General features: G+C 66.0%; 15 protein-coding genes. 8 read left to right on the forward strand and 7 right to left on the reverse strand.

Translation table 11 applies throughout. The features are described from left to right. Positions 1 to 9 precede the first annotated feature (9 nt). From RDCOP1_RS20825 to RDCOP1_RS20840, 4 genes are read left to right on the forward strand one after another with little or no spacing between them, the layout of a single operon-like run. Positions 10 to 1,221 (forward strand): metal-dependent hydrolase family protein, encoded by a 1,212-nt coding sequence (locus tag RDCOP1_RS20825; protein ID WP_072705229.1) that lies wholly within the window; start codon positions 10 to 12, stop codon positions 1,219 to 1,221. Continuing rightward, positions 1,208 to 1,624, forward strand: coding sequence for a nuclear transport factor 2 family protein (locus RDCOP1_RS20830; RefSeq protein WP_072705231.1), 417 nt, complete (start codon positions 1,208 to 1,210; stop codon positions 1,622 to 1,624). Before RDCOP1_RS20825 ends, RDCOP1_RS20830 begins: the two co-directional genes overlap by 14 nt. Continuing rightward, positions 1,621 to 2,709, forward strand: a complete 1,089-nt coding sequence (locus RDCOP1_RS20835) for an acyl-CoA dehydrogenase family protein (protein ID WP_072705233.1) — start codon at positions 1,621 to 1,623, stop codon at positions 2,707 to 2,709. Before RDCOP1_RS20830 ends, RDCOP1_RS20835 begins: the two co-directional genes overlap by 4 nt. Continuing rightward, entirely contained in the window at positions 2,706 to 3,527 is an 822-nt protein-coding gene (locus RDCOP1_RS20840) for an acyl-CoA dehydrogenase family protein (protein ID WP_072705234.1), read from the forward strand. Before RDCOP1_RS20835 ends, RDCOP1_RS20840 begins: the two co-directional genes overlap by 4 nt. Positions 3,528 to 3,557: 30 nt before the next feature. On the opposite strand, the gene RDCOP1_RS20845 is transcribed toward RDCOP1_RS20840, so the two are convergent. Beyond that, on the reverse strand, positions 3,558 to 3,989 hold the full coding sequence (locus RDCOP1_RS20845) for a nuclear transport factor 2 family protein (protein ID WP_072705237.1): 432 nt from the start codon (positions 3,987 to 3,989) through the stop codon (positions 3,558 to 3,560). Between the two features lie 85 nt (positions 3,990 to 4,074). Between RDCOP1_RS20845 and RDCOP1_RS20850 the strand changes: the two genes are divergently transcribed. Next, positions 4,075 to 4,842, forward strand: a complete 768-nt coding sequence (locus RDCOP1_RS20850) for an SDR family NAD(P)-dependent oxidoreductase (protein WP_072705241.1) — start codon at positions 4,075 to 4,077, stop codon at positions 4,840 to 4,842. A gap of 59 nt (positions 4,843 to 4,901) precedes the next feature. Here the strand turns inward: RDCOP1_RS20850 and RDCOP1_RS20855 are convergent, their stop codons facing one another. From RDCOP1_RS20855 to RDCOP1_RS20865, 3 genes are read right to left on the reverse strand one after another with little or no spacing between them, the layout of a single operon-like run. Continuing rightward, positions 4,902 to 5,684, reverse strand: coding sequence for an enoyl-CoA hydratase (locus RDCOP1_RS20855; protein WP_072705321.1), 783 nt, complete (start codon positions 5,682 to 5,684; stop codon positions 4,902 to 4,904). Positions 5,685 to 5,694: 10 nt separating this feature from the next. Then, the gene (locus RDCOP1_RS20860) at positions 5,695 to 6,870 is read right to left on the reverse strand and encodes an acyl-CoA dehydrogenase family protein (protein ID WP_072705244.1); all 1,176 of its coding nucleotides are present in this window, start codon (positions 6,868 to 6,870) and stop codon (positions 5,695 to 5,697) included. Next, positions 6,854 to 7,846 carry an acyl-CoA dehydrogenase family protein gene (locus RDCOP1_RS20865; protein ID WP_072705247.1) on the reverse strand — a complete coding sequence of 331 codons (993 nt, stop codon included), beginning with the start codon at positions 7,844 to 7,846 and terminating at the stop codon, positions 6,854 to 6,856. Before RDCOP1_RS20865 ends, RDCOP1_RS20860 begins: the two co-directional genes overlap by 17 nt. Positions 7,847 to 8,025: 179 nt before the next feature. Here RDCOP1_RS20865 and RDCOP1_RS20870 point away from each other — a divergent pair, with 179 nt between their 5' ends. Genes RDCOP1_RS20870 through RDCOP1_RS20880 form a run of 3 tightly spaced genes read left to right on the forward strand, consistent with a single transcriptional unit; the run spans position 8,026 to position 10,688 of the window. Continuing rightward, positions 8,026 to 8,673, forward strand: coding sequence for a TetR/AcrR family transcriptional regulator (locus RDCOP1_RS20870; protein WP_072705251.1), 648 nt, complete (start codon positions 8,026 to 8,028; stop codon positions 8,671 to 8,673). Positions 8,674 to 8,719: 46 nt separating this feature from the next. Further along, positions 8,720 to 9,538 (forward strand): acyl-CoA thioesterase, encoded by an 819-nt coding sequence (locus tag RDCOP1_RS20875; protein WP_072705255.1) that lies wholly within the window; start codon positions 8,720 to 8,722, stop codon positions 9,536 to 9,538. Between the two features lie 58 nt (positions 9,539 to 9,596). Continuing rightward, positions 9,597 to 10,688, forward strand: coding sequence for an NAD(P)H-dependent amine dehydrogenase family protein (locus tag RDCOP1_RS20880; RefSeq protein ID WP_231922875.1), 1,092 nt, complete (start codon positions 9,597 to 9,599; stop codon positions 10,686 to 10,688). On the opposite strand, the gene meaB is transcribed toward RDCOP1_RS20880, so the two are convergent. Genes meaB through RDCOP1_RS20895 form a run of 3 tightly spaced genes read right to left on the reverse strand, consistent with a single transcriptional unit; the run spans position 10,681 to position 14,160 of the window. Further along, entirely contained in the window at positions 10,681 to 11,595 is a 915-nt protein-coding gene (gene meaB, locus RDCOP1_RS20885) for a methylmalonyl Co-A mutase-associated GTPase MeaB (RefSeq protein ID WP_072705258.1), read from the reverse strand. The genes RDCOP1_RS20880 and meaB overlap by 8 nt on opposite strands. Further along, positions 11,592 to 12,731: a thiolase family protein gene (locus RDCOP1_RS20890; protein WP_072705260.1), complete on the reverse strand. Its 1,140-nt coding sequence runs from the start codon at positions 12,729 to 12,731 to the stop codon at positions 11,592 to 11,594. Before RDCOP1_RS20890 ends, meaB begins: the two co-directional genes overlap by 4 nt. Beyond that, entirely contained in the window at positions 12,724 to 14,160 is a 1,437-nt protein-coding gene (locus RDCOP1_RS20895; RefSeq protein ID WP_072705263.1) for a class I adenylate-forming enzyme family protein, read from the reverse strand. Before RDCOP1_RS20895 ends, RDCOP1_RS20890 begins: the two co-directional genes overlap by 8 nt. Positions 14,161 to 14,207: the final 47 nt, after the last annotated feature.

Below are 14,207 nucleotides of genomic sequence, written 5' to 3' on the forward strand. Positions count from 1 at the left end.
GTGTAACACATGCTGACACTGAAGGCGGCCGGTCTGCTCGACGTAGACACCGGCGAGATCATCCGCCCCGGCATCCTGCGCATCGACGGCGACCGGATCGTCGGCATCGGCGGCGAACCGGAAGGCGAGGTCATCGACCTCGGGGATCAGATCCTGATGCCCGGTCTGATGGACATGGAGGTCAACCTCCTGATGGGCGGACGCGGCGAGAAGCCCGTCTACTCCACCGTGCAGGACGATCCGCCGCTGCGCATGCTCCGCGCCGTCGGCAATTCCCGTCGCACCCTGCGGGCCGGTTTCACCACCGTGCGCAACCTCGGGTTGTTCGTGAAGACCGGTGGCTACCTGCTCGACGTCGCGCTCGGCAAGGCGATCGACGCGGGCTGGGTCGACGGACCGCGCATCGTTCCCGCCGGCCACGCGATCACCCCCACCGGCGGCCACCTCGATCCCACGATGTTCGCCGCGTTCGCACCCGGCGTCCTGGAACTGACGATCGAGGAGGGCATCGCCAACGGCATCGACGAGGTCCGCAAAGCGGTCCGGTACCAGATCAAGCACGGTGCTCAGCTCATCAAGGTCTGCGTCTCCGGTGGCGTCATGTCCCACACCGGACTTCCCGGTGCACAGCACTATTCGGACGAAGAACTTCGGGCGATCGTCGACGAGGCGCATCGCCGCGGCCTGAAGGTCGCGTCGCACACCCACGGGGCCGACGCCGTCCGTGCGGCCGTTGCCGCAGGTATCGACTGCATCGAGCACGGTTTCCTCATCGACGACGACGCGATCGACCAGATGGTGCAGAACGGCACGTTCCTCGTGCCGACCACCCGGCTCGCCGACGCCATGGACATCTCGCACGCCCCGGCCGATCTGCAGGCCAAAGCAGCCGAAATGTTCCCCAAGGCACGCACTTCGGTGCTCGCCGCGTACAAGGCGGGGGTGAAGATCGCGGTGGGCACAGATGCCCCGGCCATTCCGCACGGCAAGAACGCCGACGAACTCGTCGCACTCGTCGATCGGGGCATGCCGCCGTTGGCGGTCATCCAGGCAGCGACGATCAACGCGGCCGAACTCATCGACGTCGACGATCGCGGGCGTCTGGCCGAAGGCCTGCTCGCAGACATCATCGCCGTTCCCGGCGATCCCACCGAAGACATCACCGTCACCCAGAACGTGCGGTTCGTGATGAAAGGCGGAAAGGTCTATGTCAACAACTGACGACCTGGTCGAGATCAACCAGCTTCTGGCACGTTATGCGGTGAACATGACGAAGGGCGATGTCGCCGGCGTGGTCGCGGTCTTCACACCCGACGGCACGTACAGCGCGTTCGGCGATGCGTTCACTCTCGACCAGTTCCCCGAGCTGGTCGCAGCGGCCCCGAAGGGCCTGTTCATGACCGGAACCTCGCTGGTGGAACTCGACGGTGACACCGCCACCGGAACGCAGCCGCTGTGCTTCGTCGACCACGCGACGCACGACATGCGCATCGGGTACTACAACGACACGTATGTGCGCACCGAGAACGGATGGCGGCTCCGCACCCGGGCCATGACCTTCATGCGTCGCAGCGGCGCGCACGACTCGGGCATTCCGCACGCATTCGAGCGGCCGTCGGCATGAACGTGACCGAGTTCAGGAACGCGGTACGCGCCTGGCTCGACGAGAACGACCTCCGGCCCGGCCCAGATCACTCGTTCGACGCACAGGTCGAACAACTGGGCCGGGTCCGGCGTTCGTTGTACGACGCGGGCTGGATGCGACACGGATGGCCGGAGGAGGTCGGTGGCCTCGGTGGCGACGCGATGTTGCGCGCCGTCCTCGGGGAAGAGGTCGCGACACGCGATCTCGCCGAGCCCGGCATCTATTCGATGATCGAAGTGCTTGCCCCCACGATGATTTCGTACGCGCGTCCGGAACTCGCGGCCGAGATGGTTCCGAGACTGCTCAGCGGTGACGAACAGTGGTGCCAGGGCTTCTCGGAGCCTGGTTCCGGAAGCGACCTCGCGTCGTTGTCCACCCGGGCGGTGCAGCGCGGCGACGAATGGGTGATCAACGGCCAGAAGGTATGGACCAGTCTGGCGCAGTTCTCGTCCCGGTGTGTCCTGCTCACGCGGACCGCACCCGGCCACGGTGGAATCACCGCGTTCTTCGTGGACATGGATACGCCCGGCATCACGGTCCGGCCGTTGCGCACCATGCACGGCGTCGACGAGTTCGCCGAGGTGTATTTCGACGACGTCGTCGTCCCGGACGACCGCATGCTCGGCAACCCCGGTGACGGGTGGAAGCTTGCGATGGATCTGCTTCCCCACGAGCGGTCCACGTGCTTCTGGCATCGGATCGCCTATTTGTTCACCCGGCTCGACCGGCTCGTCGAGGAGACGGATTCGGTGGCCGACGACGAACTCGGCGCCGCGTATCTCGCGCTGCACACCGTGCGCAGCCGCTCCTACGCCACGCAGCAGCGTCTCGCGTCGGGTGCCCCGCTCGGCCCGGAGACGTCGGTCGACAAGGTTCTCCTCGCCACCGCGGAACAACAGTTGTTCGATACCGCGCGTGATCTGTTGCCCGGCGTCCTGGAGCTTTCGGACGGGGAATGGCGCACCGAGTTCCTGTATTCGCGTGCGGCGACGATCTACGGCGGCACTGCCGAGATCCAGCGGAACATCATCGCACGCCGGCTGCTCGGATTGGGGAACGAATGACGACGTACAACCCGGCGCCTGCCACAAACTCCGGGGCGACGGACTCCGAACTGGATCTGCTCGCGACCGCTCTGCGCAAGTCCATGCAGACCACCACCGGAGCTGCGCTCGACACTGCGCTCATCGAGCTTGGGTGGCACGAGATGCTCGACGAAATGCCGGAGACGGCAATCCCTCTCGTCTTCGGTCTGCTCGGAGAGACCGGGGCGCACGCACCTCTCGTCAACGATGTCGTGCTTGCGGAGGCCGGATCCGAGATCGGTGGTTCCGTGCCGCTGCCGTACACGGGGAGCACGTGGATCGAGTGGTCCCGGAGCGACCGTGAGACGTCGGCGCTCGATGCCGAACTCCCCTTGCGCGTAGTCGAATCCGGCGATTCGGTGCCGGTCGCTGCGGGCAGGCGTGCCCTCGGCTGGTGGCTGGTCGGTACCAGCCGGGCGATGCTGAACCTGGCGCGCACCCACGCACTGGACCGGACGCAGTTCGGTAAGCCGATCGCGGGGTTCCAGGCGGTGCGGCACCGTCTCGCCGAAACCTTCGTCGCCATCGAGGGAGCCGAAGCCACGTTGCATGCGGCGACCGACGATCTGGGTTCATTGCTCGCCAAAGCGGCGGCCGGTCGCGCTGCGATCGTCACTGCGCGGCATTGCCAGCAGGTCCTCGGCGGCATCGGCTTCACCGCCGAGCACGACCTGCACCGTCATGTGCGGCGCGCGCTCGTGCTCGACGGCCTGCTCGGCAGTTCCCGCGAATTGACCCGCGAGGCGGGTGCACTCATCCGGACGAGCGGTTCCGCGCCGCGTCTGGTGAATCTCTGAGGTACCGTGTGTCGTTCCGATCCGGCGGAGTCAGTTCTTCGCCGGATCGGGGTGATTGGAGAACCACAGGCTCTCCTCGATGAGCCGGCAACTCTTCCAGCCGTCGGCGGTCCGAACCACCTCGTGATGGTAGTTCCCTCCGCAGTAGGTCAGTTCCGTCATCCCCGGCAGTCGCATCGGGTTGTAGAACATCGCCCGCACGCGCGCGGTGTCGCCGTCGAGATCGACCTCGATGTTGGTGACGAAGTGCTGTGTCATCGGTAGCTGGTCGAGCGCCTTCTGCAGAATCGCCAGCACCTCGTCGCGGGGTCCGGGCGCATATCCCACCGAGCTGTAGTCGAGATGGGCGTCCTCGGTGAAGACCGAGGTCATCCGTTTCCAATCCTTCGTGTCCACTGCCGTGGCGTACCGGTAGACGAGTTCGGCGATTTCCTGCTTGTCACTCAGTTCCTGCGGTGTCATTGCGCATCTCCTCCGTAGCTGGAATTCAATTCTTGCAGATGAGAACGTGCTTTCCTAGAGCGGCTTTTTGAGGCATGATCCATACATGTCGCAACTCGATTCTCTACATGATCTGAGCGGGAAAACCGCTGTCGTCACGGGTGGTTCGCGTGGAATCGGCAGGGCCATCGCCGAGATACTCGCGCAGGCCGGGGCCGACGTCGTGATCGCCTCCCGCAAACTGGACAACTGTGTCACGGCCGCCGAGGAAATCGCGGAGACGACGGGGAGAAAGCCCCTACCCGTCGCCTGCCACGTCGGCCGCTGGGACGACTGTAACGACCTCGTAGACACCACCCTCGAGCATTTCGGGCGCCTGGACATCCTCGTCAACAACGCCGGCATGTCCCCGTTGTACGAGAATCTCGAGTCCATCACCGAAGACCTCTACGACAAGACATTCGGCGTCAATCTGAAGGGCCCGTTCCGCCTCGCCGTCCGCGCGGGCGCGTACATGGCCGACCACGACGGGGGATCGATCATCAACGTCGGTACCGCAGGGTCCCTGGTAGCCAGTGTGCGCGAACTGCCGTACGCGTGCGCGAAGGCGGGTCTCAACGCGTTGACCGTCGGACTCGCCGAGGCGTACGCCCCGAAGGTACGGGTCAACGCGATCCTGCCCGGACCGTTCCGCACCGATCTCTCGAAGGCGTGGGCGCCGGCCGAGGACGAGGACGCACCGTTCGTACCGATGCGGCGGATGGGCCGACCCGAGGAGATCGCGCCGCTGGCACTGCATCTCGCGAGCGACGCGTCCAGTTTCACCACCGGGGCCATCATTCGCGTCGACGGGGGCGTCACCCGCAAGGTCTGACCACGACCACGACGAAGGGCGCCCCTCCGTGAAGGAGCGGGCGCCCTCGTACGTGACGTCTATTTGATGTTCTGCTTCATCTCGTCGAGTTTCATCAGCACCGGCCAGCCACCGACGCTCAGCGCGTTTCCGTGCCCGGTCTGGTGGATGTCGAATACCGACTGGATCGCCGCGTAGAAGCCCTGCACGTCCAGCGTCTGATTGACAGCCCGCTTCGCCTGTCGCAGCCCGAACGGCGGCATCTGCGCGATCTGCTCGGCAAGTTCGCGAACCTCGGCATCGAGACGATCCCGGGGCACGACCTTGTTGACCATCCCCGTCTTCTCCGCTTCCTCGGCGGTGACCGGGCGGCCGGTGAACAGGATTTCCTTGGCCTTGCGGGGGCCGAGTTCCCAGGTGTGGCCGTGGTATTCGACACCGCCGATACCCATCATCACTACCGGGTCGGAGAACGAGGCGTCCTCCGAGGCGACTATGAGATCGCACGGCCAGCAGAGCAACAGTCCGCCCGCGATGCATCTGCCCTGGACCGCGGCGATGGACGGCTTCGGGATGTTCCGCCACCGCATCGAGTATTCGAGGTACCGGCGCGACTCGGTCGAGTAGATCATCTCGAGGGTGATCTTGTCGGGGACCGGACCGCCGCCTCGCATGTCGTGTCCGGCCGAGAAGTGCTTGCCCTCGGCACGGAGCACGATCACCGACACTTCCGGATCGTCCCCGGCCTTGCGCCATGCGGCATCGAGTTCGTCGAGCAGGTCGGCATTCTGGGCGTTTGCGGCGTCGGGCCGGTTGAGCGTGATCGTTGCGATCTTGTCCTCGACGTCGTACAGGATGTACATTCCGGACTCCTCATCCACGGGGAAGGCCGAGTACTCGTTCGGCGATGATGTTCCTCTGAATTTCCGAAGTGCCGCCTGCGATGGTGCCTGCGAAACTCCGGACGAAGCGTTCGAACCAACTGGACGAGAAGTTGTCGAGATTCCACGGCACGTACGCCGATGTGGTTGCGGGGTGCGCCAGTCCGTCGGCACCCGCCGCATCGAGCGCGTATTCCGCACCGTTCTGCACGGCTTCGGAACCGAGCAGCTTGAGCACCGACAACGCGGGCACGTCCTGGTTACCGCGCGACTCACGCACAAGCGCTGCCGAACCGAGCAGTTTCAGTGCCTGATGATCCATGACGAGACTGGCGAATCGATCGCGATCGAGCACCGTCCGGGGGTGGAAGTCCTCGACGAGATCCTGCAGCCGATCCGAGAAGCTCAGCCACAGCAGGGTCCGCTCGTGGCCGAGCGAGCCGTTGGCGACCTTCCAGCCACCGTTCAGTTCCCCGATCAGATTCTCCGCAGGCACCCGGACGTCGGTGAAGAACACCTCGTTGAAGTCCCGGTCGTCGCCGTCGGCGATCGAGGCGAACGGGCGCCGGACGACACCCGGGGTATCGGTGGGAATGAGCAGGACGCTGATGCCCTTGTGTTTCGGTGCATCGGGATCGGTCCGTACGAAGGTGAGGAGAACGTCGGCGTCGTGAGCACCGGAGGTCCAGACCTTCTGGCCGTCGACGACGAAGTGATCGCCGTCGAGCACCGCGCGGGTGCGCAGCGACGCGAGATCGGAACCCGCGCCGGGCTCACTCATTCCGAGCGCCGCGGTGATCTCGGCTCGCAGGATGGGTACGGCCCAGCGCTTCTTCTGCTCCTCGGTTCCGAACGACAGCAGCGACGCCGCGATGATGCCGAGTCCCTGCGGGTTGAAGCTGTGGTAGATCCGTCGCTTCGACAACTCCTCGAGATGGACGTACTGCTGGAGAATCGTCGCGTTCCGGCCCCCGTATTCGGGTGGGTTGGCGGGGAGCAGCCACCCGTTGTCGAACTGCGTACGTTGCCAGCGCCGTGCCCACTCCGGGACGTCGGCGCTCGAACGTGCGCGTTCGCCGGCCTCGGACTCGTCGGGCAGGTTCTCGTCGAGGAACGCTACGAACTCGGCGCGGAACTCCTCGACATCGGAATCAAACGAAAGTTGCACGGTACTCCTCGGCGATCAGCGCCCGATGCTCCGACGCGGAGCCGAGCATGTGCTCGGCGGCCCGGGCTCGCTTGAGCGCGAACTGAAGGTCGTTCTCCCAGGTGAATCCCATGGCGCCGAACAACTGCAGGCCGTTGCGGAAGACGAGGGATTGGCATTCTCCCGCAGCGGCTTTCGCCATGGATGCTGCGAGTCTGCGGCGCGGGTCGTTCTCCGCGACGGTCAGTGCGGCAAAGTAGGCGAGCGCGCGAGCGCGCTGGATGGCGACATGCATGTCGGTCGCCCGGTGCTTGACCGCCTGGAACGAGCCGATCGCGACGCCGAACTGCTGACGGTTGCGCACGTGGTCGAGCGCGAGATCCAGAACACGCTGGCACGCACCGACTGTGGAGAGAGCCAGACCCGTGAGTGCGATGTGACGGGCCCGCTCGACGTCGATACCCGTCAGCGGATCGTCGACCCGCACGGCGTCGAAGGTGACGTCGGCGACGTGGAGCACCGGGTCGAACACAGCGCTCCGCTTGGCGGTGACCTTGTCGGCGGCCACGGTGAACACACCGGTCTCGGTGGCGACGGCGATCTGCTCCGCCCTGTCGCCGTCGAGCACACGGAGCGCCGTGCCGTGCAGGACCCAGCCCGACGAGTCGCGATACGCCTTCACGCCGTCGTAGACGGCGGCTCCTGCGTGGTCCGGCCCGCTGTCGCCCGCGAGCGGCGCGTATTGCGTCGTCGTGGCGAGAAAAGGAGTCGGGTCCGTGGCCCGGCCGAGCTCTTCGACGACGATGGCCAGTTCGACGGCCGCGTCGGGGTCTGCGAGTTCTGTCCAGCCCATCCCCAGATAGCTCTTCCACAGGGGCGCCGGATCAGCGCCTCCGTCGACGACGCTGCGGATGAGCGTGGGTGGACATTCCTTCGCCGTCACTTCGCGGACGGTTTTCTGCCACAACTGTTGATCTGAGTCGAACTCGAAGAGCATTCCGGCATGCCTCCTTGCCAGTGCTGCGATGCACAATGGGACCGAGAATAACATTCTCTTATGTGGATAGTAAGAGTCTCTAGTCCCGGGGAGAGGGTACAGTCGCTCCCTCGAATCGTCCCTACCCTCCGGTACAGTGCATCTATGTCCACCCAAAGTGACGAAGTGCGGCTCCAGCGGTGACCGGCCCCAGTGAAGAGCCGGCCTGGAAGCAGCGGGCAGTGGAGCGGTCCATCCGGACCGCCAAACTGCGCGCCGAACAGCGCGTGCAGAGGTTCCTCGACGCAGCCCAGGCGATCATCACCGAAAAGGGAAGCACCGACTTCACGGTCCAGGAAGTCGTCGACCGGTCGAAGCAGTCGCTTCGCAGCTTCTACCTGCAGTTCGACGGCAAACACGAGCTCCTGCTCGCCCTGTTCGAGGACGCGCTCGGCCGCTCCGCCGACCAGATCCGTGCCGCCGCAGCCGGGAAAGACGACCCGCTCGACCAGCTTCGCGTCGCCGTCGAGTTGCTCTTCGAATCGTCGCGTCCGGACCCGACCGCCCAGCGTCCGTTGTTCACCGATTTCGCCCCTCAGCTGCTGCTCACGCATCCCGCCGAGGTCAAAGTCGCCCACGCGGCGATGCTCACGCTCTTCACGGAACTCATGGAGAAGGTCGCGGCGGCCGGCAAGATTCGGGCCGGTGCCAACCCGAAGCGCATGGCAGCGATGACGATGCAGACCGTGATGTTCATCGCTCAGTCCAGTGGTGGCGACGACACTGCGCGAGCGATCACCGCCGAGGAAGTCTGGGCCTTCTGCTCCGAAGGATTCGCTGCTCGCTGACGAGAATCCTATTCTCAAAGCTGCGCAAGTCCCTTACACTCGGCGTGTGCCCGAGCTCTGGAACGATCTCCTCAACTGCCTCGACCTACGCGCATGCCCCTCGGACGAAGACCGAGACGACATCGCCCTCTTCGACGGAACCAACCAGCAACTGGAGTATCACCGGTTGTTCGGGGGCCAGCTCCTGGCCCAGCTGGTACGCGCCGCGCAACTCTCCTGCCCCGGCAAGAGCATCAAATCGCTGCATGCGGTGTTCGCGCGTGAAGGCCGTGCGGACGAGCCCGTGCGGTACGAAATCACCCGTCGCCACGAGGGCCGCTCGTTCGCGACCCTGTCGGCCGTCGCTCAGCAGTCCCGCGGCGTGCTCGCCACCGCGTCGGTCTCGATGCACGCGCACGAGGACGGACCCGAACTCCAGACGATAGAGGCCGTGCCGCCGGTTCTCCCCGCCGATGCACACACCGAGTTCACGCTGATCCCGTGGGAAACCCGCACGACCACCGACCTCTCCCACTCCGGAGTGTCGGCTCCCGAGTTCGAGATGTGGATGCGCACTCCGGAGGTCGATCCCGATTTCGCCCCCGCGCTCACCGCGTACGCGACCGACCTCAATCTGATCGGTACCGCGCTGCTCGGTGTCGACGGTTTCGACCACACCGGCAACGGAACGAAGTTCACATCGGCGGTCACGTCGCACAACCTGTGGTTCCACCGACCGTTCCGAAGCGACGAATGGTTGTTGCTGCGGCAGCACAGCCCGATCCTCGTCCACGGCCGCTGCTTCGGCCGCGGCGACGTGCTCACCGAAAACGGCAGCCTCGTCGCGTCGTTCGCGCAGGAAGCCCTCGTTCGCATTCCCCAGTAGTCGATCATGCTGTAACACAACCCTTTCCGTGCGATACCCGTCGATGTCGAGGTATGAAGTGGAACAGCCGTTTCGGTCCGTCCCCGTCGGTACAGCGGTCGCTCCGGAAGGGGACGGCAACCGCCCGTTGCGAGTGGTTCAATGGGCCACCGGCAACATCGGCACACGCGCCCTCCGGGCAGTGATCGACCACCCGAATCTCACCCTCGCCGGGGTCTACGTACACAGCGACGACAAGGCCGGGCAGGAGGCGGGCGAACTGTGCGGCCGCGACCCGGTGGGTGTGCGGGCGACCCGGGAACTCGACGACATCCTGGCACTGGACGCCGACTGTGTGCTGTACATGCCGCTGAGATTCGATCTCGACGAAGTGTGCCGGATCCTCGCGTCGGGCACGCACATCGTCACCACGCGAGGAGAGTTCCACCACCCGAGGACCATGGATCCGGCGATCCGTACCGCGGTGGAGGAGGCGTGCGCTCTCGGACGCACCTCCATCCACAGCACCGGCAGCAGCCCAGGATTCATCACCGAGGCCGTGCCGCTGGTCCTTTCGTCCATCCAGCGTCGGCTCGACCACCTGGCAATCGACGAGTACGCAGACCTCTCGCAGCGCAACTCGCCGGGAATCCTTTTCGAAATCATGGGTTTCGGCGGACCCGCCGACACCTTCGAGGAATTCCGGCTCGCGCACGTGCAGTCCAACTTCGGGCCGTCCCTCTCCGCCCTCGCCGACGCTCTCGGACTCTCCCTCGACTCGATCGAGGCGTCCGGTGAAGTCGCCCTCGCCCGGAACCCCGTGACCATCGCAGCAGGAACGATCGACGCAGGGACCGTTGCGGCACAGAGGATCACCGTGTCCGGCATGAAGGACGGCCGGGAGCTCATGCGCTTCCGGCCGACCTGGTATTGCACCGGCGATCTCGACGCCGACTGGGACTTGCATTCGACCGGGTGGCACATCTCCGTCGACGGCGACGCCCCACTCGACATCGAGATGCGGTTCCCGGTACCGCTCGACCGGATGAGCGAGGTGTCTCCGTCCTACACGGCCAACCGCGCGGTCAACGCGATTCCCGCGGTCTGTGCAGCGCAGCCCGGTATCCGGACCACCGTCGAACTACCCCTGATCGTTCCCGAGTTCAGCTGACCGGACGACGGGAGACGGCGCCCGTCCCGATCCCGAGGATCAACTGCTCGGCGGCGGCGTACGGATCGCTGCTGCCGTCCGCGACCGCGTCCGCCAGGCCGTCGAGCGCAGGGTGCGTGCGAAGCAAGGTGTGCGCCAGAGAAAGGATCTGACCGCGGGCGCGGGCACTCCGTCGTTCCGGTGTGTCCGCGCGCTGGTGCGCGTCGATGGCGTCGATCAGCTCCGTCACTCCGGTGCCCTCGGACGCGACCAGCTGGAGGATCGGCACCTTCGCCTCGGTCCTCAGATCCCGGACCGTCTGAGCGGCTCCTTCCCGGTCGGCCTTGTTGACCACGAGAAGGTCGGCGACTTCGAGCAACCCGGCCTTTGCCGCTTGAATCGTGTCGCCACCACCGGGATTGAGGATCACCACCGTCGGGTCGGCCACCGAAGCGATCTCGATTTCGGATTGACCGACGCCAACCGTCTCGAGCACGATCACGTCGTAGTTCAGTGCGGCCAGCAGCCGGATCGCGGCAGGCACCGCGGCCGCGAGTCCGCCGAGATGGCCGCGCGAGGCCACGGACCGGATGAGCACGTCACGGTCGTGCACGTGCTCGGCCATCCTGATGCGATCCCCGAGCAACGCACCGCCGCTGTAGGGAGACGACGGATCCACAGCGAGGACCGCGACCCGCAGTCCTCGCGCGCGGTATTCCGCGGTCATCGCTCCGACGGTGGTGGATTTACCCGCGCCCGGCGGCCCGGTCACCCCGACCACCCGTGCGGTGGCCGGCCCGAGCGCATCGAGTACCTCGTCGCGCCGGGGGCTTTCCACAAGGCTCAGCAATCGCCCTGCGGCGCGCGGGGATCCCCCGCGCGCCGCAGCGAGCAATTCGGCGATGTCCGCCCCGCCGGAACCACTCAAGGCGCGGGCACCTCGATGACGGTGGCCGAGCCCATGCCTCCGCCCGCACACATTGCTGCGACACCGATACCGCCACCACGACGGCGCAACTCGTGGACGAGCGTGACCAGCATCCGGGCACCGGTCGCGGCGACCGGATGTCCGAGGGAACAACCGCTGCCGCTGGTGTTGACCTTCTCGGGATCGAGGTCGAGCAGCTTGATGCACGCGACGCACTGCGCGGCGAATGCTTCGTTGATCTCGAAGAGGTCGACGTCGGCGATGGACAGTCCCGCCCGCTTCAGCGCCTTCGGGATCGCCTCGACCGGCGCGAGACCGGTGATCGCCGGATCGACGCCGACCGAAGCCCAGGCGCGGACGATGCCGAGCGCAGGCAGGCCGAGGTCACTGCTGGCGATGGCGAGCGCCGCCGCGGCGTCGTTGCCGCCGCTGGAGTTGCCCGCGGTGATACCGAAGCCCTCGATCTCCGGGTGCAGCACCTTCAGCGATGCAAGCTTCTCGAGGCTGGTGTCGCGGCGGGGATGCTCGTCGACGGAGAACAGGCCGTGCGGGGTGTCGATGGGGACGATCTCTTCCTTGAACCGACCCTCGTCGATGGCCCGAAGTGCCATCTGATGGGACCGGAACGCCCAGGCGTCCATCTCTTCCCGGGTCACGCCGGCCTTCACGGCGGCGTTCCAGCCGACGGTGATGGACATGTCGCGGTTGGGGGCGTCGGGCTGATCGGGATGGGTGGGAGACATCCACGGCACCCACTCGTCACCCTTCCGGACCATCGACCTCGGGGACGTGGACGCGGAGTTGACGCCCCCGGCGATCACGAGTTGGTCCATCCCGGCGCGGATTCCTGCCGCTGCGGTCTGCACGGCGGCGAGACCGGCTGCACAGTGCCGGTTGTGAGACAGCCCGGGCACGGAGACGAGCCCGGAGGTGAGCGCGGCGTGGCGCGCAATCACGCCGCCGCCGTAGAGGCCCTCACCGAGGATCACATCGTCGATCAGGCTCTTGTCGAGGTCTTCCGCGGTGGCCGACACCACGTGGTGGGCGAGTTCGAACGCGGTGGTGTCGCGCAGTGTGCCCTTCATGGCGGTACCGATCGGGGTACGCAGGGCGGAAACGATGACGGCATCAGGCATGGGTGTTCTCCAGTTCGGCGAGTAGGTTGCGGCGCAGAAGTTTTCCGGTTTCCGTCTTGGGAAGTTCGTCCCGGAACACGATGGTGTCGGGGGTCTTGGACGAGCGGAGCCGGTCCTTGACCCACTGACGTATTTCGTCGGGATCGGCGGAGCCGACGAGTACCGCCACGAGTCGCTGTCCCCACTCGGGATCGGAAACGCCGATGACGGCCGCCTCGATGATCGCGGGGTGAGCGAGCAGCACGTCCTCGATCTCGGCCGGGGCGATGTTCTCGCCGCCCCGGATGATGGTGTCGTCGGAGCGGCCCTCCACGAACAGGTAGCCGTCGCTGTCGAGATGCCCGAGATCGCGGGTGGAGAACCAGCCCTCCTCGTCGAGGACGCTCCGGTTGCCGTATTCACCGGAGATCTGTTCACCGCGCACGTAGATCAGGCCGCTGTCGCCGGCTTCCACCGGTGTTCCGTCTTCGGTCCGGATCTCGATTTCGATGCCGGGCAGCGGGCGACCGACGGAGCCGAGGCGTTCGCGGACCGCGGGATCGTCCGAAGCGAACGCCACCCGGTGATCCTCGGGGCCGAGCACCGCGACCGACGACGCGGTCTCGGTGAGCCCGTAGGCGTTGACGAATCCGGTGTCCGGGAACGCCCGCAGGGCGTGCTCGAGGACGGGTCGAGGGGTCCGGGAGCCACCGTACGCAAGACTCTGGAGTGAGGGAGTGGCAGCTTCGCGGTCGCCCAGTTCGGCGACGATGCGGGCCAGCATCGTCGGCACGAGCATGGCGTGGGTGACGCCCTCGCGCCGGACGGTGTCGAGCCACACCTTCGGATCGAAGGCGGCTAGGTACACCACTCGGCGGCCCGTGTAGAAATTCGACAGCAGATTCGTCAGGCCCGCGATGTGGTACGGCGGGACCGACACCAGAGACGCGTCGGTTTCGGCGGCCGAGGAGAACTCCATCGTGTTGAGGACGTAGGCCAGCAGATGGCGGTGCCGGAGGATCGCAGGCTTCGGATCGGACGTGGTTCCGCTCGTGTAGATGATGGCCGCGACCTCGTCACCGTCCCACCGCCCTTCCAGATCGGAGGTGTCGATCTCGTCGAGGGCGTCGTCGGTGAGCGCATCGAGGTCGGCTTCCTCGAGGACGAGCGCCCCTGGGTGCCGGTTTATCAGCGCCGTGAGTTGCTGTTCCCCGAGCCGATAGTTGAGGGGAACGAACGGCACGCCGGCCAGCGCCGCACCGAACAGAGCCACGGGGTAGGCGAGATGGTTCGCCGCCAAGTACAGCACCGCCGGGTGATTCCGGAAGTCGAGGGCAGCGCGCCGTGCCAACGTATCCAGGCGCGCGGCCGTCAGCGTGCGATCACCGACGGTCGCCACCGCTCGATCGCCGTTGCTTGCGGCCATTTCTAGAATCATGCTTAGGTTCATGAGAACATTATTCTCACAGGTGCAGAGCCGCAGTTGCAAGAAGGGAA

The sequence above is a fragment of the Rhodococcus coprophilus NBRC 100603 genome, assembly GCF_001895045.1.
Taxonomy (GTDB): domain Bacteria; phylum Actinomycetota; class Actinomycetes; order Mycobacteriales; family Mycobacteriaceae; genus Rhodococcus; species Rhodococcus coprophilus.